Below are 24,946 nucleotides of genomic sequence, written 5' to 3'. Positions count from 1 at the left end.
GTTCCATCTTCTTATGCGGCCGCAAAAAAACGAAGCCGGTGCCAGTTCAGCCACTCCGCAGCCATCCTGCCGACGCCAGGGCCGGGACGCTGGACTTCTTAGGTCGTTCGCTCCGAGCCCGGAGGCTTCTTCACATGCAAAAAAGCCTGACGATACCAAGTATCGTCAGGCTTTTTAGGGTGCCGCTGCTGTCGACGCAGCGCTTCCCGGACAGAAGGGAGCCGGGTCCGCAAGCGTGAAGCGGCCGTACTGCGTGGTTGGCCACAAGTCATGGGAGGCCAACCCCCCCCCTAGCCGGGAGCTGCGCGCGATACGGATTTCCCTGTTTCGCGATGCAGGCTCCTCTGTTTAATGTACGAACACGGCGGAAGCCACGAAGTTCAGGACAAAGAGCGCGGCAATCGCGTACAGCAGAGGCGAGCATTTTCTCCACTGGCCGATGGCCGCCTTCGTCAGAGGATACGCGATGAAGCCGAAAGCGAGACCGTCCGCGATGCTGGACGTCAGCGGAATGCACACCACGATGAGAAACGCGGGCAAATATTCCGAGAAATCGTTGAACGGAATATCCTTCACGCTCATCATCATCAGCGCTCCGATAATCATGAGCACCGGCGCGACGGCATTGCCGGGAATCAGCCCGATGACGGGCAGCGCCAGGGCGGAGAGCAGGAACAGGACCGCCGTTACGAGCGGAGGGATGCCTGTCCGGCCGCCTTCGGAAATGCCGGATGTGCTTTCGGCCGAAGCGATGGTCGGACTGGTCCCGAAGAAGCCGGACACGATCGTGGACACCGCCACGACCCGGTAAGCCTTCGGGAACTTTTCCTTATCCGGCAGCATGCCGCTGAGCAGACCCATGTTCTCGAACAGGACGATCATCGTCATGGAAAAGACCGCGATCCAGAACGGAATCTGCATGACGCTGAAATCGGCGGCTCCCAGGACTTGCCCGTAAGCCTTCAGATCGACCGCTTTATCGGCCACATCTCCTGTACCTGCGAGTCCGAGCGTCAGTATGCTCGTAAACCCGATTCCGATGAGCAGGCTTCCTTTTATGTTGCGGACAAACAGCATGAACGTAACTGCCAGTCCGATAAGCGTCGCCAGCGTGACCGGACTCGTAAAACTGCCGAGTGCCACGTAGTTGACGGAATCGGGCTGAATGATATGGCCTTTCTGAAGGCCGATAAACGTAAGCATAAGGCCGATTCCCGCGGTAATCCCGTGCTTCAGCGACGCGGGTACCGCCGATAAAATTTTGCTGCCGAACGACGACACGCTCGCAAGCAGGAAAATGACACCCGACACGACGACAACGGCAAGCGCCTGCTGCCAGGAAAGTCCCAGCGACTGGACGATCGTGTAGGTAAAGAACGCGTTCAGCCCCATGCCGGGAATGACAATAATAGGCGCATTTGCCCATAGGGCCATCATCAGACAGCCGATAACGGTCGCCGCAATGGTGGCAAGTACTCCCGCGCTCAGCGGCATCCCCGTATCCTGCAGGATAAGGGGATTGACGAGCATAATGTACGCACTCGTAAAGAACGAGGTGAGGCCTGCCATCAGCTCTCTTTTCCACGTCGTCCCGTGGGCTTCCACTTGAAAATACCGGTTAAGACCCCGAATCACTTCTATTCCTCCACTCTGCCCCGTCAGTCAACCGCAGTCCGCGCAGCGGATTTAGCGCAGCTCAGCCTGCAGACGGTTGGCCTCCGCCAAGATCTTTTCTTCGTCGATCGTCAGGCAGCTTCCGTCGCGCACAACGGCTGTTCCGCCGACATACACATCGCAGACGTCACGTCCGCTCGCGGCGTAGAGCAAATGCGAAAACGCCTGTTCCAGCGGCTGAAGATGCGGCTTGTCCGACGGATCTATGGTGATAAAATCCGCCTTCTTCCCCGGCTCCAGCGATCCCGTATGGCCCATGCCGATAACATCGGCTCCGACACGTGTAGCCAGCGCCAGCACCGTTTCGGCGGGAAGCTTGCTCGCGTCTTTGTAAATCCCTTTCTGCAGCAGGGCCGCTGTCCTCATCTCCTCGAACATATCGAGGTTGTTGTTGGAGGCGGTGCTGTCCGTGGCGATGCCGACCTTGACTCCCGCTTCCAGAAGCGCGGCAACGTCCGCCACTCCCGATCCCAGTTTCAAGTTGCTGATCGGATTATGAGCCACCCGCACATCATAGTGATGAAGAATCGCTCTTTCTTCCTCATTAAGAACGACTCCGTGAGCCATCACAGTCGGCCGGTCGAACAGGCCCAGGCGGCGAAGGTGCTCCACGGGGCGCACGCCGTAGCGGCTCTCGATGTCGCGGATCTCCAGATCCGTCTCCGACACGTGGATGTGCACCATCAGGCCGTTCTCGGCCGCGATCCGCGCGCTTTCCTCCAGCGCCGCCGGCGTGCACGCATACGGGCTATGGGGCGCAATCATCGTTGTCAGACGTCCGTCCGCGAACGTGCGGTACTGTTTCGCGAACCGCTCCGCGCCGGCGATGTTGTCCCGCTGCTGCCGCTCCGTACCCAGGCTGAAAATCGTATGCGAGAATGCGCCGCGGATGCCCGTATCGGCAATTTCCTGCATGATGCCGTCCAGGTCGATGCCGTTCGGATTGAACATATCCGAGAAGGTCGTCGTGCCCGACTTCAGCATCTCCAGAATGCCGAGCCGGGTGCTGACAGACGCGATCTCCGGCGTAAACTTGGCTTCCATCGGCCAAATCTTCGTCTCCAGCCACGGCTTCAGCAGCATATCGTCGCCGATTCCCCGCAGGATGGTCATCACGATATGGGAGTGGACATTGACGAGGCCGGGCATAACCCATTTGCCGCCCAGATCGACGACCCGGTCCGCCGCGGCCAGCCGCTGTTCGGAATGATCGCCGATATAATCGATCGTGTCGCCGCTGACGGCCATCATTCCGCTTTTGTACTGCCGGCTGCTTTCATCCATCGTAAAAAAGTGACCGTTCACATAGGCTGTATTCAAAACCATCTCTCCAGACTTGTCTAAGTTGTAGAAAAAAGTAAGGCATGAAACCCGCTGTCAGGGGCTAGTATTTGTGAAACCGGAATACATTACACCTATTATAGGTTTGACATGAACATATGTAAATATTAATTTGAAATTTATTTTACATCTGTCTATTCTATTTTTATGCCGTCCTTCTTGCAAAACGTTCCGCTCCCTTTTCCGGGCGCAAAAAAGAATCCTGGACGGCAATATCCAGGATTCCTTGAGGGTACCGGCCGGGACGGCCGGACTGCCGCTACAGGTCGCTGCGGCCGATGATGCCTTTGATCAGCGCCACGAAGTTAGCGCGCACCATCTCGGTCGTCTCCATGACTTCCGCATGGGAAAGCGGCTGCTCCAGGATGCCCGCGGCCATGTTGGAAATGCAGGAGATGCCCAGCACTTCAAGCCCCGCATAGCTCGCGGCGATAGCCTCCGGCACGGTGGACATGCCTACCGCGTCTCCGCCGAGCGCCCGCACCATGCGGATTTCGGCCGGCGTTTCGTACGAAGGGCCCGTAAGGCCCGCGTATACGCCTTCTTTCAGGCTCATGTTCAGCGAGCCGGCGGTTTCGCGCGCCGCTTCGCGCAGTCTTTTCGAGTAAGCCTCCGACATATCGGGAAAGCGCGGACCGAGCTGCGCGTCGCTCGGTCCGATCAGCGGATTGGACGCCATCAGGTTGATGTGATCGGAGATCAGCATCAGATCCCCCGGCTCCAGGCTTACGTCGACCCCGCCCGCGGCATTGGTCAGGAGAAGCGTCCTCACGCCGAGCTGCTTCATGACGAAAACGGGAAAGACGACCTTATTCATGGCGTATCCTTCGTAATAGTGAAAGCGTCCCTGCATCGCGACAACCGGCTTGCCTTGCAGCATTCCGCATACGAGCCGGCCGGCATGTCCCTCAACCGTCGATACCGGGAAGCCGGGAATCTCGTGATAAGGAATAACGACCGGATTCTCGATTTCATCGGCAAGAACGCCGAGGCCAGAACCGAGAATAAGGCCGACCTGCGGCGTATAGGGCAACTTGTCCTTAATATAGGCAGCCGCCTGCGATACGTGGTTAGTCTGTGTAGTCTGTGTCATCTCATGAAGTCCCCCTGGTTTGATGCGGTACAAGACAGCCCGGCCGGGGCGCGCCGCGTATCCTGTCGGCCCGCCGTCAGGCTGTTGCCGTCTGCCCGCCGTCATGTTTGGCGATGAGCGCTTTGGCCGTCATCTGGTCGGTGATGAGCGTATTCGCATAGCCGCCGCGGAGCGCGCCGTAAATGGCGTTTACCTTTCTCATTCCGCCGGCTACGAGAATCGCCTGTTCTTTCTCCTTTAAATCCTCCAGCTCGATGCCGATGGTGCGGTCGTTCAGACTGGTATGGCAGATCTGCCCTTTATCGTCGAAATATCGCGAGCAAATGTCGCCCACGGCTCTGCTCTGGATAATCTCCAAATCTTCCTCGGTCATGTAATTGGACTGGATCAGCACCGATTCGGCATCCGGCAGCCCGACCGTAAAGATCGCGATATTGGCCAGCTTTCCGAGATCCAGCACGCGGCGGATATGCCGGTCGGACTGAATCGCCTGCTTGACCAGACTGTGATCGACGATAGCCGGGAGATAGAGGAAATACGGCGTAACGTGAAACGCCCGGCTGAACAGATAGATGATTTCAGACGGAGAGATCGTAATGTCCGCATGGCTCACGCCTCCGTTCAGCTGCACGACGCGGGAATCCGTCAGCCCCTTCTGCTGGAGGTTCGCCGCCACCTGATACATCGTGGTTCCCCACGAAGCCCCGATAATATCTTTGTCTTTTACCGTGGTCATCAAGTACTGCGCGGCCGCTTCGCCGATAAATTTCTTGACGATTTCGTCGTCATAAGTCGGTACGAAAGCGACCACCGCTTTTTTCAAATGGAACTTCTCCCGTAAGGTAACCGCAAGAGCCTCGCAATCTTCCGAAGGGTCCGCGATGTGAATCTTCACGATTCCTTCTGTCTTGGCCTGCTGCAGCAGACGCGACACGGTCGGACGGGATAAGCCGAGCATTTGCGCAATCTGGTTCTGATTATAGTCCAGCTGGTAGTATAATTTGGCTACCTCGATAATCTTTCTGAGCTTTTCATCTTCCATTGGAGCTTTTCCCTGCCTCGCATTATGAAATTATGTTCAATATAAAAGTGACATCATTTCATTTCCTGAGTATAAAACATCCTTTTATGAAAATCAAACCAATCCAGGCCGGAAATGAATAAAGATGAGCGTGAATTCAATAAGCACTTCTCTTCATTATACCATTTTTGAGAGCGTTTACGGCGGCGTCCGTGCACAAATTGACAAACTATGTTCGCTATACCTCTATTGTTGCCCCCAAAGGCTCATGTTACAATGGGTCTACTTTTGTTAAGGGGGAATTCTTTTGTTCAAAGGCAAATTTGTTTCGGCTTTATCTGTAAGCGCAATCATATCTTCTATTCTAGCCACGTCGATTTACGCCCAGACGGCACCCCAGCTCAGCCATACCGACTGGATGCAAAAGAAAGCGATCATCGAAGGCTACGAAGGCGGCGGCCTGGCGCTGGACCGCAGTGTTTCGACAGCGGAGCTCGCTACTATTCTCGCCCGTTCCAAGGGAGCTTCTCTGACGACGGACGCTTCAATTTCCCACTGGGCTTCGGCTTCCCTGTCCTGGGCCAAAAAGCAGGGACTGCTGAGCGAAGCGGAAGTAAAAACGCCGGACGCCGTCCTCAGCGCCGCAGCCGTTACCGAAATCGCCAAAAAAGCCGGGTATGACATCAAACTGACGGCCGGTGCCGACTCCGTATCCCGGAAAGATTTTCTGCAGGCCCTCGGCCAAGCCATCACCTTACATATTACGATCGGACATACCAACGACGTTCACGGACATATCGAAGAAAACAAATCGCTGAAAGAGTTCGGCTACGCCAAAATCGCAACGCTCGTGAAAGAAATGCGGGCGGAAAACCCTAATTTCATGCTGATGGATGCGGGCGATACTTTCCAAGGAACCGTTTTCGCCAACCTGTTCAAGGGCGAGTCCATCGTGCCGCTTCTGAACTACCTCGATTACGACGCGCAGGCGGCGGGCAACCATGAATTCGACTTCGGATACGAGCAGTTGCTCAAGCTCAAAGGTATGGTCGATCATCCGATCATTTCTTCCAACGTTTTCAAAAAAGAAGACGGCACGGAGCTGCTCCAGCCGGTCCATTATACCGAAATCGGCGGCAAGAAATTCGCCATCCTCGGCTTTACGACCGCGGATACACCGATCGTGACTCATCCGAACAACGTGAAGGCGCTGGAGTTTAAGGACCCTATCGAAGTAGCGAAGCAGCTTGTACCCGAGCTGAAAAAGAAAGTCGATCACGTCATCGTCGTCTGCCACAACGGCATCGAAGTCGACCGCGAAATGGCGAAGACGGTTCCCGGCATCGACCTGATCATCGGCGGCCACTCCCACACCCAACTGACGAAGCCGGAGTTCGTAAACGGCACGTACATCGTACAGGACTGGGAATACGGCAAATCAATGGGCCGCGCGGACTTGTACTATTACAACAAGGAGCTTGTCGGCTTTACCGGCGGCCTGATCGAGTATGACGAGAAAGTAGAGCCCGATGCCGAGATGGCGAAGCTGGTTAAAGATATCGTCGGCCGTGTAGACGGACAGCTTGATGTGAAAATCGCCAAAACCGACGTTCAGCTTGACGGGGAACGCACCCTCGTACGCGCGAAGGAAACCAATCTCGGCAACCTGATCGCCGATGCCATGCTCGCCAAAACGAAGACGATCGTCGGACAGGAAGCCGATGTTGCGCTTATTAACGGCGGCGGTATCCGGACCCAAGTGAAAGCCGGAGACATCACGAAGAAAAATCTGTACGACGTGCTCCCGTTCCCGAACACTCTTGTCGTCCTGGAGCTTACAGGCAGCGAGCTGAAAGCGGCACTCGAAAACGGAGTCGGCAAAGTGGAGAGCGGCGAAGGGCGCTTCCCGCAAATCGGCGGCATGACGTTCACCTACGACCGCAGCAAGCCTGCCGGCGAAAGAGTGGTCGAGCTGAAAGTGAAAGGCGAGCCGGTTGACCCGGACAAGACCTACAAGCTGGCTACGAATGACTTTATCGCGGCCGGCGGTGACGGCTATGCCATGATGAAGAATAAGAAAGTGTTCGACTCCGGCTTCACGCTTTACGATGTCGTGGAAGAATCCTTGATCAAGCAGGGAACCGTTAATCCGAAGGTCGAAGGACGTATCGTTGAAGTAAAATAAGAGCGGCACGCTGCCCTTATCAGGTAGCAGCCTGCTCAAAAAAAGAAAGGCCCGCAGAATATCCCGTCTGCGGGCCTTTCTTTTTTACCGGTCAGATCCCTTTCGTATCCCTCAGTTCGATGATCGTTCCTTCGGGCGCCGTCAGCTTGCACAGCTTCCCGTTCTCTACCGTATAAATTTCCCGGCCGTTTTTAAGCCTGAACTCCGCTCCGGAATCCTTCAAACGGCGGACCTCTTCTTCAAGATCCTCGGCCCATAGACAAAAATGAACGATTCCCCGCGAACTCGTATTCGCCGGCTGAAGCTCTTCACCGGCCTTGCCGGTTTGCAGTTCGATATAAAACTCGCCGAGCCGCAGCCAGGAATTATAAGCCCGTGTATGAAAACCGGGCGTTTCCTGCACAATCTCGAAGCCGAGCGCATCCCGGTAAAATGCGAGTGATTGTTCATAACAGCTCGTCTGAATGCAAATATGGTGGATAACTTTTGCGGACATGACGCGATTCTCCTTTGCCGTCTGCTTATGAAATGTGTGTATGTGTACAGGCTGTGCACAAACCCGATAGTAATCCATCTTTAGGATCGCCGCAACGTTTTATCCCGGTATACGGAACAAGCCGCCGTCTGTAAACTACAGGCGGCAGCTCGTTTTGCACCATCTTCTACACCTTTACCGCCTCGGCCGCATAAACTTTCACATCCAGCGGAGCGGCAAGAAATTCGCCGGCTTGGCCGGTGAAAGCCTTGAAATGAGCGCTGGAATTGTGGCTGGCCACAGCCTGCTGATCTTTCCAGATCTCCACCATCGTGTAGGCATGCTCCTTCTCCGCATGTTTGTACAGATCATACGAAACGTTGCCGCTCTCGCCTCTCGAAGCTTCCACGAGCGGAAGAATTTCTTTCAGAAACGCCTCGTCTTTGCCCGGCTGCAGCCGCATGGCCGCGTGAATAATAATCATGACAGGTTATCCTCCTCTTATGGTAGACAGCCTCTCCCCGCAGGGGGCTCTCTTGTATGTTTTCCAAACGTTAGCTCTCTTAATTACTTCAATAATAAAATATTGATCTATAAATAATATAAAAGAAAAAAAACCAAAAAGCAAAAAAAGCCCCGGCCCGGGCCGAAACTTTTTTCAACTTTTACCGGCAAAACTTAACCCAATCCCTTTCCGTCTTTTCCCGACAAGAAATCCTGAACCCGGCGTCCTAACGCTTCCCGTTCTTTATAGGTGCTGTACAAACGTCCGTCTACAACCGCAGCGTTTCCGAAGAAAAAACGCTCGTAAACCGCCTGCCTGCCGCCGAACGCACTGACGCCAAGCTCCCATGCAAGCCGGGATAATTTCACGTTGTCTTCGGCGCTCAGGTCAATCCCTTTCATGTAAAGGTTCAGCTGCCCGCCGATCTCGGTGCCGAAATCCGCTTCGTCCGGAATCATGATCAGCCCGCTGGCTCCGATCAACTGGATGATTTCCACAAACCGCGGATACACTTTCGGAAAATAGGAGTTGGCCGCAAGAAGCGGCTTCGGGTCGGGCAGCATACTCCCCCATTTGTCCCGGGATGCTCCTTTTTCCGCCGCAACCTGGAGCGCCTTGAGCGTCTCCAAAGCCACGATAACTTCCGTTACTTTCTCGGTTACATGGCTGTGGCTGTCGAGGCCTCCTGCTTCGACCATTCTTTCAAGAGTGCCCAGAATGAATTCCGTTTTGGCGATGTTTTTGCACATGATCTGCATACCGGCGTGGATATGGAACCGGCTTTCCTCCACAAGCTGCCAGGCCATCCTTTCATCCCCGCATATAAATACACGGTCCCACGGCACGAGCGCGTCTTCGAAAAGGACCAGCGTATCCATTTCCTCGTACCGGGAGCTTAGGGGGTAGTTGTAAGCCGATTCGCCCCCGACGAAGCTCTCTCTGCATACGAAGCTCACGCCGGCCAGATTGCTCGGCACCGCAAAAGCGAACGCGTGCGGACTGTCCTCGCCGCCCCCGTACGGAAAAGGGGCCGGAAAAACGAGGATTTCATCCGACGTCGCCCCTTGCGTATCCAGCAAGAACGCGCCCCGGACCACGATCCCGTCTTTATTCTTCTCGACCACCCGGGCGGCGGCGTCTTCCTCGAAGGTCCGGAGAAAAGCGGGCATTCTCGCCGCTTTCGGCTGAATGAACACGTGTGAGAGCGTCACGTCGTTTTCCCGGCAGTATTCGTAATACCGCCTCAAGTTATCCGCGTATTCGGGGGTTTCTTTCTCGAGCAGACCTGCCGCTGCGGCGAAAGCCATTATGGCCGTATTCATATAATCGGGAGCGCGCCCCAGGAAACCGTGATGGGCCGATGCCCACGCTTGCATCATCTGCCTGCGCAGCGCAAGATCTTTCTTCGTCTTCGGCTGCAGGAAGGACAATCCGACCGGGTCCCCTGTCGAAGGGGAAGCATACGTCATTTTCGCATGCCATTCCTCCGCCTGCTGCATATCATACATGGAAGCTTGTGTCGCCATCAGTCCCTTGAAAGCTTGATGCTCCGAAATCAATCCCCGCACCCGTTCTCCCGCAATCCAGACGTCGGGAAGATGCCGGTTAATCCGTTCTATATAGTCGCTGCCGTTTTTAACGGGCATTAGAATCGCCTCCTCGCTCTATGGTTACTGTATTCGGGCGAAGGCGGGTTGGTATAAACGGACACCTAATGGGCCGGGAATCGGAGCGATTTCCCATCCTGAGACGAGCCTGGGGGACAAGCCTTATTCCTCTAGACAAAAAAGGCTCCCGGTTCCTCACGGAACCGAAAGCCTTTCCGGATACGGCTTCAAAGAAGCCCGGCCTCCGCCGCCTTTTCCACGGCTTCTTCCCGGTTGCGCACGCCAAGCTTGGCGTACACCGTGGACGCATAGTTCCGGACCGTTCCGTCCGACAAGTACAGCTTGGAAGCGATGGACTTGTAGCGGAGCCCTTTGGACAGCATCCGCAAAATCTCGATTTCGCGCGGAGTCAGCTCGTAGCTCTCTCCGGCAGGGGCCGTCTTCTCCGGCAGTCCGGCCGTTTCCGCCGGCTCGGAAGTACCGGAGACGCCATTGCGCCCCGAAGCTTTGGCCGCTTCCCCCAGCTCGCCGAACAGCTTCGTCGAGAGATCCTGCGCGATCATCGTGCCGCCCTGATGCACGAGACGGATCGTCTCGGCCAGCTCCTTCGGCTCGATCGATTTGAGCAGATAGCCGTCCGCGCCGCTGCGCAGCACTTCTAGCGCTTTGTCCGGCGCTTGGAAAGTCGTCAGGATGACGACCCGGACATGCGGCCATTTCTGCTTGATCGTCCGTGTGGCCGCAGTGCCGTCCATGTTCGGCATATCCAGATCCATCAGCACCAGATGGGGCTCCAGCTCCGCACAAAGCTCCACCGCCTGCTCGCCGTCTCCGGCAAGCCCCGCAACGGTCATATCCTTCTGTCCCTGCAGAAGGGTCCGGAGGCTTTCGCGGATGAACGCCTGATCGTCGGCAATCAGCAGGCGGATCATTTCTCCTCCCGGCTCCGCCTGGCGCGGCAGGGTGCACGTCACGGTCGTTCCCACGCCCTTCTCCGAATAGACGGAGACCTGCCCCTGCAGGCTTGCGGCCCGCTCCTTCATTGCCCTCAGGCCGAAGCCCTCCGGCAGAGACTCGCTGCCCTCGCCGTTATCCCGCACTTCCAGCCGGGTCTGCCGGGGCTCGAACTGCAGCGCCGCCTGAATCTCCGTTGCCCTGCCGTGCCGCACCGCATTCGTGAACGCTTCCTGCAGGCAGCGGTAGAAGGTCATCTTCGCCTGCTGAGGCAGGGCAGTTTCCTCCCCGAGCACCCGCAGGCTTACGGTCACCCCCGCACTGGCCTCGAATTCGCGCGCCAATTGCTCAAGCGCCTGCCGGAGAGAGGACATCTCCTCCGGGGCGCCCATTCCGTGCAGGAAGTCCCGCACTTCTCCCATGCTTTTGCGCGTCACGGCCAGGAGGGCCTCCAGCTTATGCTCGCCCTCCTCCGTCGCGATATCCGGGCGCAGCGTTTCCAATCCCATAATGAGCGAAGTGTATGAATGCCCCATCGTGTCGTGCAGATCCTTGGCGAGCCGGTTCCGTTCTTCAAGCAGGGTGACTCGCTCCACTTGGGACATGTACTGCTCCAGAACGCTGTTCTGGCTGCGGATAATTTCATTTTGCCGGTAATTCACCATCAACAAATTGAACGCGTATCCGATCGCATAAGCCAGCGCGATTTGAGACATCATTTCCCAAAACGGCTTCGTTTGTTCGGAGAATTCAACCATCACCAGAGGCACCAGCAGAACGGCCGCCGGACCCGTCCAGCGGTATGTTTTGTCCGCACTGTTGGCTGCGATCAAGGCGGCGGGTACGAGAAAGGTCAAATAGGCCTCGGGAAATAACGAAGTTAAATAGAGGCTGACTCCTCCGGACAAAATCAGCTCGAGAACGACATACGCCGTCGAATTCACCTGCAGCAAAATCCATGGAACCGAGAAAGCGGAGATTTCCCAGCACAGAACCAGCCACAGGGGAAGGTTTAAGTCATTTTGAAATTGCACGGTCGTAATTATTGTGGAGAAAGAGACCAATATACGAATGATAAAGAGAGCCCATTCGTACCAGAACCACTGCTTGACCGCATCGAACATGTCCATCACCTCTTTGTCTGGCTGCCTTGCTTGCCGCCCGGTTGTTCTTGTCCTTACTATGCCACGGCAAGCTGCGGCTGTCTACGCGTGAAGCTGTTCGAACATCTGCCGAATGTAGCGCCCGGCCAGCAGCGCCGAGCTCCGGCCCAGTTTTGCCCCTGCATAAGCGAGCAGAACACCCCCGGCCATCACGAAGAGGGATTTTACGAAGGTATCCACCGGCATTCCCGCAAAGTTGATATCTACGTACGGAACCGCAAGCGGAACCAGAATGAAGATGACAGGCGCAATGTAGCACAGCACGGCTAAAAGAAGGGCAAGCAGGCCAAGCGGAAATTTCAGCATCAGCCAGCCGATGATGGTCCAGTTCCGGCGGTCCGCAAGCTCTTCTTTCGCCTGCTGCCATACGGAGCCTTCACTTTTTTGCGGCCGCTCGTAAGGCTCAATGGAAAGATCCGTGTAGATTTTGGTTTGAATTCTTTCATATCGGGCAAACGTGCGCGTACTGCGCATGACATAGGTGATCATCGGCAGCCCGACCAGGGTAAAAGCCATGCTCAGGCTGAATACCAAGCTGACCAGGTAGAAGCAAAAGTAAAACACTCCTGTAACGAAAGTAAGCAGCAAAAAATAAAAATCTTGCAGACTTTGCACGATTTCTTTTTTCATGGAACCTCGGTCCTTTCTTGTTCGTTCTTTTGATTTCGTTGTGCACGGTGCCCTCCCGGCTGCTTGTATCCTAAACCGCCTGCTGTCAGCTCCGCCAGTGAGCAAATGTCATATGACATTTCCATCAGAATAAGTGACGAACCCCCGACGGATACTCACTGGCCGCTGTGACGGGAAGTCTGGGATGCTGGGGACATCAAGGAAAGGAGGCGCCGTTTTTCAATGGCACTCCTTGCCTGAACCGAAACACACAGCGGTCACACAAAGAACGATACGAAAAAGGAGAATGAACCATGAAAAAAACCGTACGCCACGCAAGTCTTGCCCTGCTCGTTCTGTCTTCATCTATTTTTACGGCTTGTACGCCCGATACACCGGCCGCCAAACCGCCCGAGTCTGCGCAGCCCGGTCAAGGTTCCGTCCAAGGACCTGTCGACGCGAAGGAAGTAGAGGCGTTTGCCGATCCTGTCTTTGCCGAGAAAATGAAAAAATACAACGTCAACGGTTCCAGCTTCGTGGTCGTTAAAGACGGCAAGGTCGTGCTGAGTAAAGGGTACGGCTATGCGGACAAGGAAAAGAACATTCCGGTCGACAAAGACACGGTATTCCAGATCGGCTCCGTCACCAAAACGTTTACCGCTCTGGCCGCCCTGCAGCTTGTGGACGAGGGGAAAATGGAGCTGAGGGGCGACATCGAGCCCTACCTGGATGGCTTGAAGGTGCCCAACAAAACAGGCACGCCGCTCACTTTATTCGATATTCTCACCTACACGAGCGGGGTCGATTATCCGGACATTACGACTTATGTAGGACCCGAATTCGTCGATCAGGATATCCCCGCGAAACCGTTCCTGGCCGAGCACATGCCTACGATCGTGCGGAAGCCGGGCGAAGCCTACACTTACGATAACTTCGGTTTTCTGCTGGCCGGATATGCCGTTCAGAACGTGAGCGGACTGCGTTATGACAAGTACATGCAGGAAAAGGTGTTCAAGCCGCTCGGCATGAATTCCACAAGCGTCCGTTTTACGCCGGAGCTGCTTGCAAGGATGGCCGTTCATTACGATCCGGCCGGCAAGCCTATGCCGACGGCAGGTCCGGCGCCGAGTGACGGGCCTCAGGGAAGCATCCTCTCGACGGCGGAAGATATGTCCAACTATTTGATCATGCAGCTTCAAAAGGGCAAATACGACGGCAAACAAATCGTCAGCCCCAAGAGCATCGATCTCATGCACAATTATCAGGTATTCTCGGAAAAATCGATGCCGATTACGACGGTCGGCTTTGAGGGATATTTTACGGAGCTTATGAACGGCCATCATGTGGTTCTCAAAGGCGGCAGCATGCCGGGGCACCAGTCCCTGATCGTTCTGCTTCCGGATAAGAATACGGGGATTTACATGTCCTACAACAATGACTCCATGATGAGTGTCGAAGTGTACGAGGAATTCATGGATCACTATTTCCCCGCCGAGAAAGAACCCGAGAAGCCGACTTACCTTCCTTTGAATGAAAAAGAAGCGCAGCGATACACGGGCATGTACCAGAATACGCGCCTGCTGTTCCTGAAATCGAAGTTTTCCTACGACAACGGCAATCTGATCATGGAAACCAATTCCTCGGGCAAACATACCCTGAAAATGATCAATCCGCTTCTTTTCGAAGACGAGTCCGGAAACAAGCTAGCGTTCAAAAAAGACAGCCACGGGGAGATCGAGTACTTCTATTACTCGAACCGGAACAGCATGGATTTCGCTTCCGATGCCCAGAAGATGCACGAGAAATCCCCGTTTGAGGACATCGCCAAAGACAGCCCGTACCAAACCCACATCGATAACATGAATACGTGGGGAATTATGGGCGCCAGATCAGGCAATTCGTTCGAACCTAACGGCGTGATGACCCAAGGGGAATTTGCGGATGTGCTTCTGCGGGCCCACGGGTGGTACGGCATCGTTTATTCGGTCGAAGGCAACAAAAAACGGATGGTCGCGGGTATCCCGGGCTTCGACCGGAACGCTCCGGTCACACGGCAGATGGCCGCCGCCATGATCCAGAACATGAAGCAGCTTAAGCCTGCATCGGAAATCAAACTGACCGGATCGACCGACGAGTGGGCGGTTAAAGCCGTCACTGCACTGGTGTCGCAGGGCATCGTAGACCCCGGCGCCTCCGTTAATCCGGACGGCTCGGTCGATTTCCGCTCCAAGCAGCCGCTGCTTCGCCAGGAAGCCGCTGTTCTGCTGGATAAAACGTTCGGCTGCTATACGCTGCCGCTTAAGGTGCAGTAAACCCGCAGCCGGAGCCGACATCCAACCCGCCGAACCACACCGTGGCCGAAACAGACGCGCCGGGAGGAGCATGGAGCCACTTTTTCTTGAAAAAGCCGCCCTGCTCCTCTTTTTGCGCCCAGTCCGGCGGAACCAGCAGCTCTACGCCTCCGAAGCCGCAGCGGACCCGGACACGCTCGGTTCCCAGCAGGCGGGACCAGCGTAAGGTTGAGCTGCCCAGCCCGATCCGGATGTCCGCCTCGCCCGGCAGGCCGGCCAGAGACACGTCGCCGCAGCGAAGCCGGACTCGGACGCGGTCCGACCCGGTGTAACCGGAAACCTCGCCCGAGAAACCTTTCACGCTGAGCGGGCCGTATCCGCCGTTAAGGCTGACCACTCCCGCGAGAAAAGTCAGATCCACGGCGGTGTCTTCCGGCAGATGAATGTCGATGTGCAGCCGTTCTTTCTGGCCGTGTCTCAAGTATGCGGGAAGATTGCGGCCCTTAAGGACAAGCCGGTCCCCCTCCCTTGCCGTGTATGCGGGAAACAGTCGGGGCTCTCCCGACAGCTTCACATACGCTTCTTCCCCGGCGTCGAAATGCAGGTGGAGGTTCCCGAGAACAGGCATATCCAATACCAAAAACTTTAATCCGGCGGACAGTACCGCTTTAAAGTCCGTCCCGCTCCTATCGGTCCTGATCATACCCTCACTTCCTTCCCGTTGCGATGGATAGCCGGTTATGTCCGGTAAACGGAGTCTCCGGCCTCACCGGACTACCGTCTCTAATGCTCGTTGTTTCTGTGTGTTCGACCGCCGCATAATGGGAGCCCGTAAGACCGTATTCACGATTTCCTACGTTCATCCCGTACTTCATCATCTTCTTTTTCTCATTACCGGCGGCCTCTGTCGGCCGTCTCTCCCTCACTGCACAAGGCTCCCGGTGCGCGGTGCTTGGCGTCGCATAACGGTGCTCATTCACTTTTTTCTCGTCGCTGGAGGTCTGACGCCCTCTCTCTTAAATGTCCGTCGTCCTGCCTTCTGCCGTCTACCGACGTCCTTCGATTCTCAGGCTCCTCCGTACATTTTCTTTGTCTGCCGCTACCCTTATCATATAACTGCTCTCCTGCGCAATCACCGGACGTGGGATGGAATTTTTTCTCCTTCTCCGGCAGGAATTAGCTTCAAAAAAAGAAAGACCTCCACTTCCGCTTTAAGCGTAAATGGAGGTCTTTTGTGATAAGTGAAGCTTGTTGTTGGTCCCAAAACAAACGGCTTTCGGCCTTATCCTTTACAGCCTTGCTTACAGCCGGGCGGACAAGGCCGCGAACAGCCGATCCGCTCAGATTAGCGGGTTACTTTCACCACAATTTTCTCGCTGGAGGTAACACCCGAGGCATTTACAAGCTCGGCACGGTACTCATACGTTCCCGGAGCCCGTCCCGTAAGGCTGGTTACTGTGCTCTGAGCACCCGGAGTCGCTTCTTCCAACGCTTTCGTTTCGATCAGCTGACCGTTTTCAAACAGCCGGTATTCGGAAGCGTTGGTACCCCACCACATGTTCATCGTCACCTTGTAGGTGCCGTCGCCGTCCCAGTTGTCCTGAGAAAGAACCGGCTTGCCCGGTGCGGCATTAATCACGTTCACGACGAGCGGTGAACTTACGGTCGTTCCGTAAGCGTTGATCAGCTCGGCCGTGTACGTATAGGTTCCGTTCGCTTTGCCTTTGATATCCGTTTTGACCGTCTGGGCCACCGGTGAGGCGTCCTTCAGCGTCTGCGTGCCGATCAGCACGCCGTTCTCGTACAGCTTGTACACGGAGCCGTTGGCGCCCCACCACATGTTCATCGTCACGGTAAAGCCGCCGCCTTTGAGACCGTCATAGCCATTGTTCGAGGACAGCACCGGCTTGCCCGGAACACCCGTTGCCAGAGGCTTGGCGGACGTAACGGTAACCGCGCCCGACACGACGGTGACGCCGCCCAGTGTTACGGAAGCCGTCAGATCCGCGGTTCCTTCGCCGACGGCCGTAAGCCTTCCCTGCGCGTTTACCGTAACCGCCGCTTCATTGCTGCTGCGGTAAACGACTTCCGCCACGGTTAAATCCGCTGCTGTGCCGTTGCTCCATGTGCCGCTCACACGGAGATCGGTCGTTTCACCGGGCTTCAGAACGGTTTTGCCGGATGTAAGCTCTACCTGGCTAAGCGTCAAGCTCGCCTTTACGTTGAAGCTGAGCGTACCCTCCGCCGTATTGCCGGCAAGATCCGTCACGCGGTACTGGATGTTATGCGGGCCGACAGCGAGCTCGCCCGCTTTCAACGTCACGCCGTCGGCAATTTCCTTCCCGTCCAGAAGCAGCTTCCGGTCCGCAATACCCGATCCCGCATCCGTACTCAGCAGACGGAAGGTTAAGGAATCTTTGTCCGACACATCGGAGACAGCTTGTCCGTTCAGCGTCAGAGAAGCGGCCGGGGCCGTTTTGTCCAGCTTGATGCTAAGGGTTTGGGCTTCCTCCTTGTTGCCTGTAGCATCCGTGGAATAGTAACGGACGATGTTCGTCCCTTCGGTTTCGACGGTGAACGGCTCCGAATAGCCTTTCACCTCTCCGCCGTTGATATCGTACTGCGTCAGAACGGCAGCTCCTTCGTTATCGCGGGCCGTTAAGGTAACGGTAACGTTCTTGTTAAACCAGCCCTCCGCGTTAGCCGTTTCCGAAAGAGTCGCAGCCGTTACCGGAGCCGTCGTATCCGCTTGTGCCGTGAAATCGGACAGTCCTCTCGGCTTCAGCTGGAACGCACCTTTGAAAATCGCCGCCGCACCGCGGATGTCAACGGTTTGTCCTTCTTTATACGGGAAAGAAGCCAGCGTAAGCCCCGTGCGCGCGTCTACGCGGATGTGGTTCACCACGTCTCCTTTGACGACGTCAAACTCGAAAGAACCTTCCGGCACCGCGCTTTTGACAGCGCCGATTGTCACTCCGCTCAGCTCGATGAGCTGCCCCTGGTTGCCGGCCGTCACGGCATCGGCCTTCACAGGCGCAGGAACGGCCGAAGCGCCCGTTTTGGCGACTTCGACCGGATCGGTTAATTCCAATTCCGAATTGTAGACGGCCGTAGAGGCCGTCACCTTCACTACATCCCCGGCGTGAAAGCCGCCGAGGTTCTGGTACACATAAATACCGCCGGTTGCGTCCTGCAGGTAGAAGGACTGGCCGCCGAAGATGCCCGGCTCTGTCGTAACGACGCCTTCCAGCGTCACCAGAGCTCCTTCGCCTTTGCTGCGCGCTTCGGCAACGGTGATCTTGGCCGGAACCGGCCCCTGCTCTTCCGGCAGCGGCTCGGCCGGCACGTTCGCGATCGACACGGCTTCCGTCTTCAGGTTGGTTCCGTTCTGGCGGAGCCTGAGGTTAGCCGCGCCGGTCGTGCCCGGCTTAATGCGGACGGTAAGATCCTTGTAAGCATGGCCCTTGCTGTCGGATGTGAGGCTGAAAGCCGCGCTGTATCCGTAAGAGGCCGGCCATGTGCCGTCCGCATTCCGGACCTGCGCCACCTGCGTGCCTCCCGTGGCCAGATACACGCCTGCGCTGAAGCCCGAAACGGTCGTGTTCGCAGGCAGATTGTCAATCACGACGCGGATCTGGAAGTCCGCCGCGTTCGGCAAAGTCGCCTGGCGGACGAAGCTGTACGCCGGGTTGGAAGGCACAGTCGTACCGCCGCCGCTGCCGTAGGAGCCTGGCTTGAACGTGCCGCGGTCATACCACTTGTAGCCCGCGTTCGGCGCCGCCCAAGGCTCGGGCTGAGGCTCGGTCGAAGCCGCCGGAGCCTCGAAAGGCAGCAGAGCCGTCGGCTGGTCGAGCTGGAGGCCGCTTACCTGGGACAGGCTCGTGTAGCTTTCTTTCTTCGCCAGCCAGTTGATCGTGTTGACGAGCAGCACGCCGTCATTCGCCTCTTTAAAGCCGTCGTAGGTCGTCTTCTTCGCGCCCGTATCCTCGCGCAGATACTTCGGCGTGGCGTCCTCAACCGGAGAGGAATCGCCGATGAAGGCCGCTTTCCCCGCGCCCTTCTTGGCTACGGCCACATATGGGCCTTCCGCTACTCCGCCGCCGTTGTAGACGCCCTGATCGACCGCGTTGGCCCAAGCCGCTTTCGTCTGCGGCAGATACACGATGCCCTTCGCCTTGGCCGGATCAAGGATAGCCAGCGTGGAGCCGGCGTGCATCGCCACCGAGGATACGCCCTTCGTGATGCCGAAGGCCTGTTCCGGAGCTACAATGTTGTTGGCGGTGATATCTCCGAGCGCATTGTAGCGGAAACGGACGCCAAACTGGGAGCCGAGCCAGTCGGAGCTGACTACACCCTGCATAGCCTCCGAGCCCGCCTCGTCCGCGCTCATGCCTTTTGCCGGATTGTCCCAAGCGCCGCGGCGGTAGCCGTTGAATACTTCCGAACCGTCCCAGCGGTTCTTGTTGCGGTCCGCGTTGTAGTGGTCGCCGATGAAGAAGATGCTTCCGCCGCCTTCCACATAGGCCGCCATGGCCGCCTGCTCGCTTGCCTTGTATGGAATATTCGCTTCCGCGACTACAAAAACATCGTATCCGCTTAAGTCGGCCAGCGTGATCGGAGTCGTTTTGCGGAGTTCTTTCACATAGTAGCCGTTATTCGCCAGCGCATTGCCGAAATCGGAGAACCCGCCGTCGATGACCCAGTCCGCGGCTCCCGCCGTTTGAGCGTGGGTGTTGTCGAAAAGCACCTTTTTGCCGGCGTTCTCATTGACGACTTTCGCTTCAATATAAGGTGCCGGATCGGCCGGCCCTTCCGCCTTCACCTGCCAACCATCGGTCAATACTTGCACGGAAAGTGCCGCGGATAGGGCGAGTGTAGCCTTGAAAACCTTAGCCTTCCACCCTGCGAATCTCTTCTTCATGAATTTCCTCCTTTATACTGGAAGCTAGTTGAACTTTCGACCTCATTCTACCATGGATAAGTCAGGAGAAGTGGTATTTTTTTGTAAAGATAAAACGCTTTCTTTGCACTTCCTTTCACGGATCGATATAGACTTTTACAGCCTTACAGCCCCCTGCTCCTCCACAGAAAAACGGCCGTCAGCTTCGGGCTGGCGGCCGTTCAAAGAAACCATCGGGCGGTTGGTTCCCTCCCGCTTCTGCTTGCGGTACATGCGGGAAGAAGTTATGCGGGCCCTCCGGCTTTAACGGTTCCTGCCGCTCCGCCCGTGCCGGGCGTGTAGGTGGAAGTCCCGGTGCCGAAGAAATAGTTGTTCATGCTGTTGCTGTCCCAGTTGTTGTTCCCGTCGTTAAAAGCCGCTTCCAATTGGGTGGCCGCGCCGATATTGACCGTGATTTTGGCATAGCCGCTAATTTCGGAGTCGGCCATTTTTACGCCCGGTACGGCTGTCCAGGTCCCTCCTGCGGAACGGTAATGGATGTACGGGCTTGAGTAACCTTTCTTGTAGTACACGGTTACGGTATTGTTCGTGCCCCCGGAACCCGTTCCCGCATGGCTGATGACGTACTTCTTGAAGTTCGCCATCTCGCCGGTTGCGGAACCGTCCGCATTCACGACATTAGCGAGACGCAGAAGCGTAAAGCCGCTGAATCCGAAGCGGGTCAGCTTTTCCTCGATTTTCTGGAACGCGGCCGTTCCCGAAGCCGGAAGCGCATTTTCCCCGTTGAGGCGGACGCCTTTGGCGTTTGCAATACCTGCGACGGTATCGACAAGTGTGGAAGGCATGGAGTAATTCGGCGCGCTTCCGCTGTCGGACATCTCCAGACAGGTGAACGTCAGATCCAGGTTGCTGTCCTTGAACTTCTGCAGCAGACGGTTGTAATCGTAATAACCGGCAGCCTGCTCCGCGCTGTGCGGCATGGACGGATTCGTCATCTGCCAGTGGACGCCGGATACTTTGGCTCCGATCGGCACGCCGAACACGGAATCGAAATTTTTGTGCGCGGCACTGCCGATTACGCCCAGATGATTTTCCAGCACGCTTTGGTACCAGGACAGAAAGTCTTTGCCGTAAGCGGTCTTGTAACCTCCGTTCGTGTAGAAGCCGTCTCCGTCATTAGGAGGACTGATCTGATCGACCGAAGTCAGGCTCAGGCCCCATGCGCTGTTGATTCCGCTGAGCGATCCGTATTTGGCCGTCATGGCCGTGCGGAACGCCTGCTTCGCGGTATCCGTGTAAGCCTGGAACTTGCCCCGGGACGGGTAACTCCATCCGGCAGCCGGATAATAGGAAGGAAATCTCAATTCCCCGGACGGGCCTCCGCTTAAATAAATCTTCGGAATAATATCCTTATAGGAAGCGAAATTAGCCGCAAAAGAAGCGTAAAGCTCGCTGTACTGAGTGCCCAGCCCGCTCCAGAAAGGCGACACGGCTTCGTTGTTCATATAGCCGGTTTCGCTTTTGAACTGCATCTGGTCCGCCGTCCCTTTAACCCACAGCCAGTTCGGCAGTGGAATGTTGCAGTCGTCCCCGACATTGCCGCCGCATTTGTGCGTGGACAGGATCGGAACCCACTTTAGCCCCGCTTCCCGTACGGCACCCGCATATGTCTGATAATAGCTCCAGTCGAATTGGTTGTCTCCGGCGCTTTCCACCATCCCCCACCAGACATCGGTCGTGACGGCGTATACTCCGTTGCTTTTTAGCGTGCGAAGCTGGTTCTTGAAGGCGCTCCAGTCCGTAACCTTCGTCAGCGGTCCCATCACCGATGCCTGAAAATCACCGGCAACCGCAGCACCGGCCCTGGCCGGTCCCCAGCCCAGAACCGTCGTCAGTACCAGAATGAAACCGAGCAGCTGTAGGGCCGCTTTTTTCATGCTTTTTTTCGTCAAACTCATCCCATACACCCTTCCTTTATCAAGCATTTTATCGAGACTACAAGAGTCCCCGCTGCCGCAGCCGGCTGCCCTTTTTCTCTCATTCCCTTGAATCCTTCGTCTTATGTAGTCCGGTTAAGCTGCGGCTTTTCGTGTGCGCTGCCTAACAAAAGGCACGGTTAGGATGTGTCATTTCCCTCCTTAATATGAAATCGCTTACAAATTGTATTATAAAGAATGGACAAGCTGCAAAACGACCCCAAAGATTGTCAAAAGGGTGGACTATCTTGTTTGATATGAACTCCCCGGGCAAAATAAAGACGGGAAGGGGTCCCCTCTCCCGCCTAACGGTGATTTTGTTCAACAGATTCCCGATCCGCGGCTGCTGTAAACCTTTTAAAAATTAAGTAAATTACTGAGCCCCCTTCATAAAACCTACACACAACAACGATCTCCCTCTGACAAATAATAGGTATGGTAAGAAATGTAAATAAAAACCGATGACCGAGGAGGCTCTATGTTACGAAAAACGTTCCTCTCCGCAGCCCTGTCGTTATCGCTTCTGGCGGCCGCCGTGATTCCTTCCGCCGTCGGCGCGAAACCCGGGAAAGAGAAGCCGCTTCTCGCTTTTCCCGTTATCAGCGATATTCACATCCAGTCATGGGACCCGCAATCGCATCAAAAGTTCAAAGCGGCCCTGAGCGATCTCCATACGCTGGACCCGGACGCGGACGCGCTTGTCATCAACGGCGATCTCACAAACGGCATGCCGGCGGACTACGCTAAGCTGAGCGAGCTGATGGAGCAGAACCCGCATCCGCGCAAAGTGTTTTACACGATGGGCAACCATGAATACTACAAAGCCTGGATCGACCGGAACGGTTCCTGGAATGCGGACGCTTTCCCGAACGGCGAGACGGAGCAAGCGTCTATCGGACGGTTTCTTCAGCTCTCCGGCAAGAAAAAAGTTTACGGCGATCAGGTGGTAAACGGCTTCCGCTTCATCTTCCTGGGCTCGGAGCAGTATCGGCAGTCGGATCCGAACAACCTGGAGGATGCCTGGCTTTCGGAGGAGCAGCTTGAATTCCTGAAAGCTTCCCTGCGGAAAGGAACCGCGAGCGGCAAGCCCGTCTTCGTCTTTCTGCATCAGCCCCTTCCCGGCACGGTGTCCGGCACGAGCTTCTGCTGCGTCAATAACCGGGCCATCGTTCAGCATGCGGAACTGCGAAAAATTCTCTCGGCTTATCCCCAGGTGATCTTCTTCTCAGGCCACACCCACTGGGAGCTCAAACTGCCGGGCACCCTCGTCCAAGACACATTTACGATGGTGAATTCGTCCTCCGTCATCCAGCCCTGGACCGACAACGGGAACGGCGGCGAAATGCTTACGGGACCGGATGAAAGCGAAGGCCTGTATGTCGAAGTATACAAGGACAAAGTCAGCATCAAAGGACGCGACTTTTACCGGCAGCGCTGGATTCCGGAAGCCCAGTTTGCCCTTCCCCGGAGCGTAGAAGATTAAAAGACAAAGCCGCGGATCTTCTGCCCGCGGCTTTATTCTGGCAGCGGAGCTTTCCCGCTCCGGCCATTCCTTTGACCGGCATCCATCCCCCCGGAAGCGAAAAGCATCCGTCGCCCCCAGCCAAACCGGAAAAGCCTGCTGGAATGGTATACTGGTTATGACATTTCCAGCGCTTCAAGCGTACCGCAAAGGAGAACGGACATTTTGCAGCTGCTTTTTGAAGAAACCGGCCCCGGCCATGTGATCCGGGTTTACGACACGAATGAACTGTACGGCGAGAAAGGCCGCTTCCGCGTGCTCCAATTCGCAAATGATGCCATACAAGGGGCGCTTGATCTGAACAATCCCGGGCGCATCCTGTTCGAATATCCCAGAGCGATCATCCATCTCATGGAGATGAACCGGCCCGCTTTCGAAAACGTGTTTATGATCGGTCACGGAATCGGGACTCTGGCGGGGCACTATCCGCAGAAACGGTTCACCATAGCGGAACACGATCCTAAAGTCGCGGAACTGAGCAGAACCTATTTCGGCTGCGACCAGGAAAATGTCATTCTCGGCGACGGACGTGAGATTCTGGATCAGGAACCGCTGGAGGCGTACGATTACTTGATCCTGGATGCCTTTACCGAGAAAGGAACCCCCCGGCACCTCGTCTCCCGCCAATTCTTCGAGCTCAGCCGCAGCAAGCTGAACCCGGACGGTGCCATCCTCATGAATCTGTTCGGCAAAAGCATGCACGACAATCATATCAGCGCCATTTACACGACCCTTCGCGAGGTTTTTTCTCACAGGAAGGCTTTTTATCTGCCTTCGGAAGGCACACGGGATACGCTGAACATCCTTCTGGCAGGCGGCAGCAGCCCCCTAACGTACCAAGCCCGCCACATGGCCGGCTTTGTTGAATTTGAACCGGAACGAGGCTATCTGATTACGGACCGTTTGTAACTACATTGTGACCATTCCGTGCGCGATTTGGTTTATGATGAGAGTAACAGCCCGACAGAACGTTTTAAACCGGCCCAGCCGGGTAAAGAATCTGTAAGGCATCCTAATCATTTTTCCGCAAAGGGGTTACACACACATGAAAAAGATGGTCTTTTTCACTACTCTGATGATATCTATGCTGGCTTTCGTCACTTCCGCCAATGCAGTCGATTCCGAATATACGCCCGTTCCCCGCAGCGAGGACACCATAACCGTTATGATTTCTTCCCTTGAAAATAAAAACGGCTCTCTCTATCTGCAAGGAGACCAAATCGAGTGGTACGAAGGCGCAGAAGCCGATAAAAAGTTCCTCGAATATGAAAAGGACATCGACGATATGACACACGCCCCCGACGGCTACTATATCGTTAACGATCAAGAGAAGCTCGAAAGCTTCGAAATCGATCCGAACGCCCAGGTCCTCATGCAGCTTTACGATCATGACGGCACTTACGAAGGCGTAGACGTCAAGTGGAACGAAGAAGTGTCACTGTCCAAGTTCCTAGCCATTTATCATAACAATAACCTGCTTGATGTGAGCACATTCCCGTTCCATTTAACGATCAAAGACCATAAGGTCGTGAAAATCGTTCAGCAGTACATTCCGTAAATAAAAGCGCGTTCGACTGAACACTTGCTATGAGCTTGCCGTTGCAAAAAAGGACCCGATCAAGATCGGGTC

General features: G+C 55.7%; 17 protein-coding genes. 5 read left to right on the top strand and 12 right to left on the bottom strand.

The features are described 5' to 3' along the window. Positions 1-348: 348 nt before the first annotated feature. The 4 genes from AC2TF6_RS03160 to deoR form a co-directional block, all read right to left on the bottom strand. Entirely contained in the window at positions 349-1,569 is a 1,221-nt protein-coding gene (locus tag AC2TF6_RS03160) for an NCS2 family permease (protein WP_491311583.1), read from the bottom strand. A gap of 117 nt (positions 1,570-1,686) precedes the next feature. Next, complete coding sequence (locus AC2TF6_RS03155) at positions 1,687-3,000, bottom strand: amidohydrolase family protein (protein ID WP_491309863.1); 1,314 nt, start codon at positions 2,998-3,000, stop codon at positions 1,687-1,689. Positions 3,001-3,274: 274 nt separating this feature from the next. Beyond that, positions 3,275-4,108 (bottom strand): purine-nucleoside phosphorylase, encoded by an 834-nt coding sequence (locus AC2TF6_RS03150; RefSeq protein ID WP_491309862.1) that lies wholly within the window; start codon positions 4,106-4,108, stop codon positions 3,275-3,277. A 76-nt stretch (positions 4,109-4,184) separates the two neighbouring features. Then, entirely contained in the window at positions 4,185-5,150 is a 966-nt protein-coding gene (deoR, locus tag AC2TF6_RS03145; protein WP_009671421.1) for a DNA-binding transcriptional repressor DeoR, read from the bottom strand. A 286-nt stretch (positions 5,151-5,436) separates the two neighbouring features. Here deoR and AC2TF6_RS03140 point away from each other — a divergent pair, with 286 nt between their 5' ends. Beyond that, complete coding sequence (locus tag AC2TF6_RS03140; RefSeq protein ID WP_491309861.1) at positions 5,437-7,314, top strand: bifunctional metallophosphatase/5'-nucleotidase; 1,878 nt, start codon at positions 5,437-5,439, stop codon at positions 7,312-7,314. A gap of 91 nt (positions 7,315-7,405) precedes the next feature. On the opposite strand, the gene AC2TF6_RS03135 is transcribed toward AC2TF6_RS03140, so the two are convergent. The 5 genes from AC2TF6_RS03135 to AC2TF6_RS03115 form a co-directional block, all read right to left on the bottom strand. Beyond that, complete coding sequence (locus AC2TF6_RS03135; protein ID WP_491309860.1) at positions 7,406-7,810, bottom strand: VOC family protein; 405 nt, start codon at positions 7,808-7,810, stop codon at positions 7,406-7,408. A gap of 166 nt (positions 7,811-7,976) precedes the next feature. Continuing rightward, the gene (locus AC2TF6_RS03130) at positions 7,977-8,273 is read right to left on the bottom strand and encodes a putative quinol monooxygenase (protein ID WP_491309859.1); all 297 of its coding nucleotides are present in this window, start codon (positions 8,271-8,273) and stop codon (positions 7,977-7,979) included. 194 nt (positions 8,274-8,467) lie between these two features. After that, positions 8,468-9,940, bottom strand: a complete 1,473-nt coding sequence (gene hpaB, locus AC2TF6_RS03125; protein WP_491309858.1) for a 4-hydroxyphenylacetate 3-monooxygenase, oxygenase component — start codon at positions 9,938-9,940, stop codon at positions 8,468-8,470. 188 nt (positions 9,941-10,128) lie between these two features. Beyond that, positions 10,129-11,979, bottom strand: coding sequence for a response regulator (locus AC2TF6_RS03120; RefSeq protein ID WP_491309857.1), 1,851 nt, complete (start codon positions 11,977-11,979; stop codon positions 10,129-10,131). A gap of 81 nt (positions 11,980-12,060) precedes the next feature. After that, positions 12,061-12,648 (bottom strand): sensor domain-containing protein, encoded by a 588-nt coding sequence (locus AC2TF6_RS03115; RefSeq protein ID WP_491309856.1) that lies wholly within the window; start codon positions 12,646-12,648, stop codon positions 12,061-12,063. 293 nt (positions 12,649-12,941) lie between these two features. On the opposite strand from AC2TF6_RS03115, the gene AC2TF6_RS03110 reads away from it, so the two are divergent. After that, positions 12,942-14,939, top strand: a complete 1,998-nt coding sequence (locus AC2TF6_RS03110; RefSeq protein WP_491309855.1) for a serine hydrolase domain-containing protein — start codon at positions 12,942-12,944, stop codon at positions 14,937-14,939. On the opposite strand, the gene AC2TF6_RS03105 is transcribed toward AC2TF6_RS03110, so the two are convergent. The 3 genes from AC2TF6_RS03105 to AC2TF6_RS03095 form a co-directional block, all read right to left on the bottom strand. After that, the gene (locus AC2TF6_RS03105; protein WP_491309854.1) at positions 14,926-15,621 is read right to left on the bottom strand and encodes a hypothetical protein; all 696 of its coding nucleotides are present in this window, start codon (positions 15,619-15,621) and stop codon (positions 14,926-14,928) included. The two genes, AC2TF6_RS03110 and AC2TF6_RS03105, sit on opposite strands and share 14 nt — an antisense overlap. A gap of 642 nt (positions 15,622-16,263) precedes the next feature. Then, on the bottom strand, positions 16,264-19,839 hold the full coding sequence (locus AC2TF6_RS03100; protein WP_491309853.1) for an OmpL47-type beta-barrel domain-containing protein: 3,576 nt from the start codon (positions 19,837-19,839) through the stop codon (positions 16,264-16,266). A 263-nt stretch (positions 19,840-20,102) separates the two neighbouring features. Continuing rightward, complete coding sequence (locus AC2TF6_RS03095; protein WP_491309852.1) at positions 20,103-21,776, bottom strand: family 14 glycosylhydrolase; 1,674 nt, start codon at positions 21,774-21,776, stop codon at positions 20,103-20,105. A 496-nt stretch (positions 21,777-22,272) separates the two neighbouring features. Here AC2TF6_RS03095 and AC2TF6_RS03090 point away from each other — a divergent pair, with 496 nt between their 5' ends. From AC2TF6_RS03090 to AC2TF6_RS03080, 3 genes are all read left to right on the top strand, one after another. Continuing rightward, complete coding sequence (locus AC2TF6_RS03090; protein ID WP_491309851.1) at positions 22,273-23,277, top strand: metallophosphoesterase family protein; 1,005 nt, start codon at positions 22,273-22,275, stop codon at positions 23,275-23,277. Positions 23,278-23,481: 204 nt separating this feature from the next. Further along, on the top strand, positions 23,482-24,225 hold the full coding sequence (locus AC2TF6_RS03085; protein WP_491309850.1) for a spermidine synthase: 744 nt from the start codon (positions 23,482-23,484) through the stop codon (positions 24,223-24,225). Between the two features lie 136 nt (positions 24,226-24,361). Continuing rightward, positions 24,362-24,874 (top strand): hypothetical protein, encoded by a 513-nt coding sequence (locus AC2TF6_RS03080; protein WP_491309849.1) that lies wholly within the window; start codon positions 24,362-24,364, stop codon positions 24,872-24,874. Positions 24,875-24,946 lie beyond the last annotated feature (72 nt).

It is taken from the genome of Paenibacillus sp. JNUCC 35 (assembly GCF_058269095.1).
The sequence above is the reverse complement of the archived record's forward strand: the minus strand, read 5'-3'. Positions and strand labels throughout refer to the sequence as shown.

Excerpts from the sequence above, each read along its gene's own strand:
- AC2TF6_RS03160 (WP_491311583.1), bottom strand. The coding sequence starts at position 1,569 with ATGGCAGGCCTCACCTCGTTCTTTACGAGTGCGTACATTATGCTCGTC.
- AC2TF6_RS03155 (WP_491309863.1), bottom strand. The coding sequence starts at position 3,000 with ATGGTTTTGAATACAGCCTATGTGAACGGTCACTTTTTTACGATGGAT.
- AC2TF6_RS03150 (WP_491309862.1), bottom strand. The coding sequence starts at position 4,108 with ATGACACAGACTACACAGACTAACCACGTATCGCAGGCGGCTGCCTAT.
- deoR (WP_009671421.1), bottom strand. The coding sequence starts at position 5,150 with ATGGAAGATGAAAAGCTCAGAAAGATTATCGAGGTAGCCAAATTATAC.
- AC2TF6_RS03135 (WP_491309860.1), bottom strand. The coding sequence starts at position 7,810 with ATGTCCGCAAAAGTTATCCACCATATTTGCATTCAGACGAGCTGTTAT.
- AC2TF6_RS03130 (WP_491309859.1), bottom strand. The coding sequence starts at position 8,273 with ATGATTATTATTCACGCGGCCATGCGGCTGCAGCCGGGCAAAGACGAG.
- hpaB (WP_491309858.1), bottom strand. The coding sequence starts at position 9,940 with ATGCCCGTTAAAAACGGCAGCGACTATATAGAACGGATTAACCGGCAT.
- AC2TF6_RS03120 (WP_491309857.1), bottom strand. The coding sequence starts at position 11,979 with ATGTTCGATGCGGTCAAGCAGTGGTTCTGGTACGAATGGGCTCTCTTT.
- AC2TF6_RS03115 (WP_491309856.1), bottom strand. The coding sequence starts at position 12,648 with ATGAAAAAAGAAATCGTGCAAAGTCTGCAAGATTTTTATTTTTTGCTG.
- AC2TF6_RS03110 (WP_491309855.1), top strand. The coding sequence starts at position 12,942 with ATGAAAAAAACCGTACGCCACGCAAGTCTTGCCCTGCTCGTTCTGTCT.
- AC2TF6_RS03105 (WP_491309854.1), bottom strand. The coding sequence starts at position 15,621 with ATGATCAGGACCGATAGGAGCGGGACGGACTTTAAAGCGGTACTGTCC.
- AC2TF6_RS03100 (WP_491309853.1), bottom strand. The coding sequence starts at position 19,839 with ATGAAGAAGAGATTCGCAGGGTGGAAGGCTAAGGTTTTCAAGGCTACA.
- AC2TF6_RS03095 (WP_491309852.1), bottom strand. The coding sequence starts at position 21,776 with ATGAGTTTGACGAAAAAAAGCATGAAAAAAGCGGCCCTACAGCTGCTC.
- AC2TF6_RS03090 (WP_491309851.1), top strand. The coding sequence starts at position 22,273 with ATGTTACGAAAAACGTTCCTCTCCGCAGCCCTGTCGTTATCGCTTCTG.
- AC2TF6_RS03080 (WP_491309849.1), top strand. The coding sequence starts at position 24,362 with ATGAAAAAGATGGTCTTTTTCACTACTCTGATGATATCTATGCTGGCT.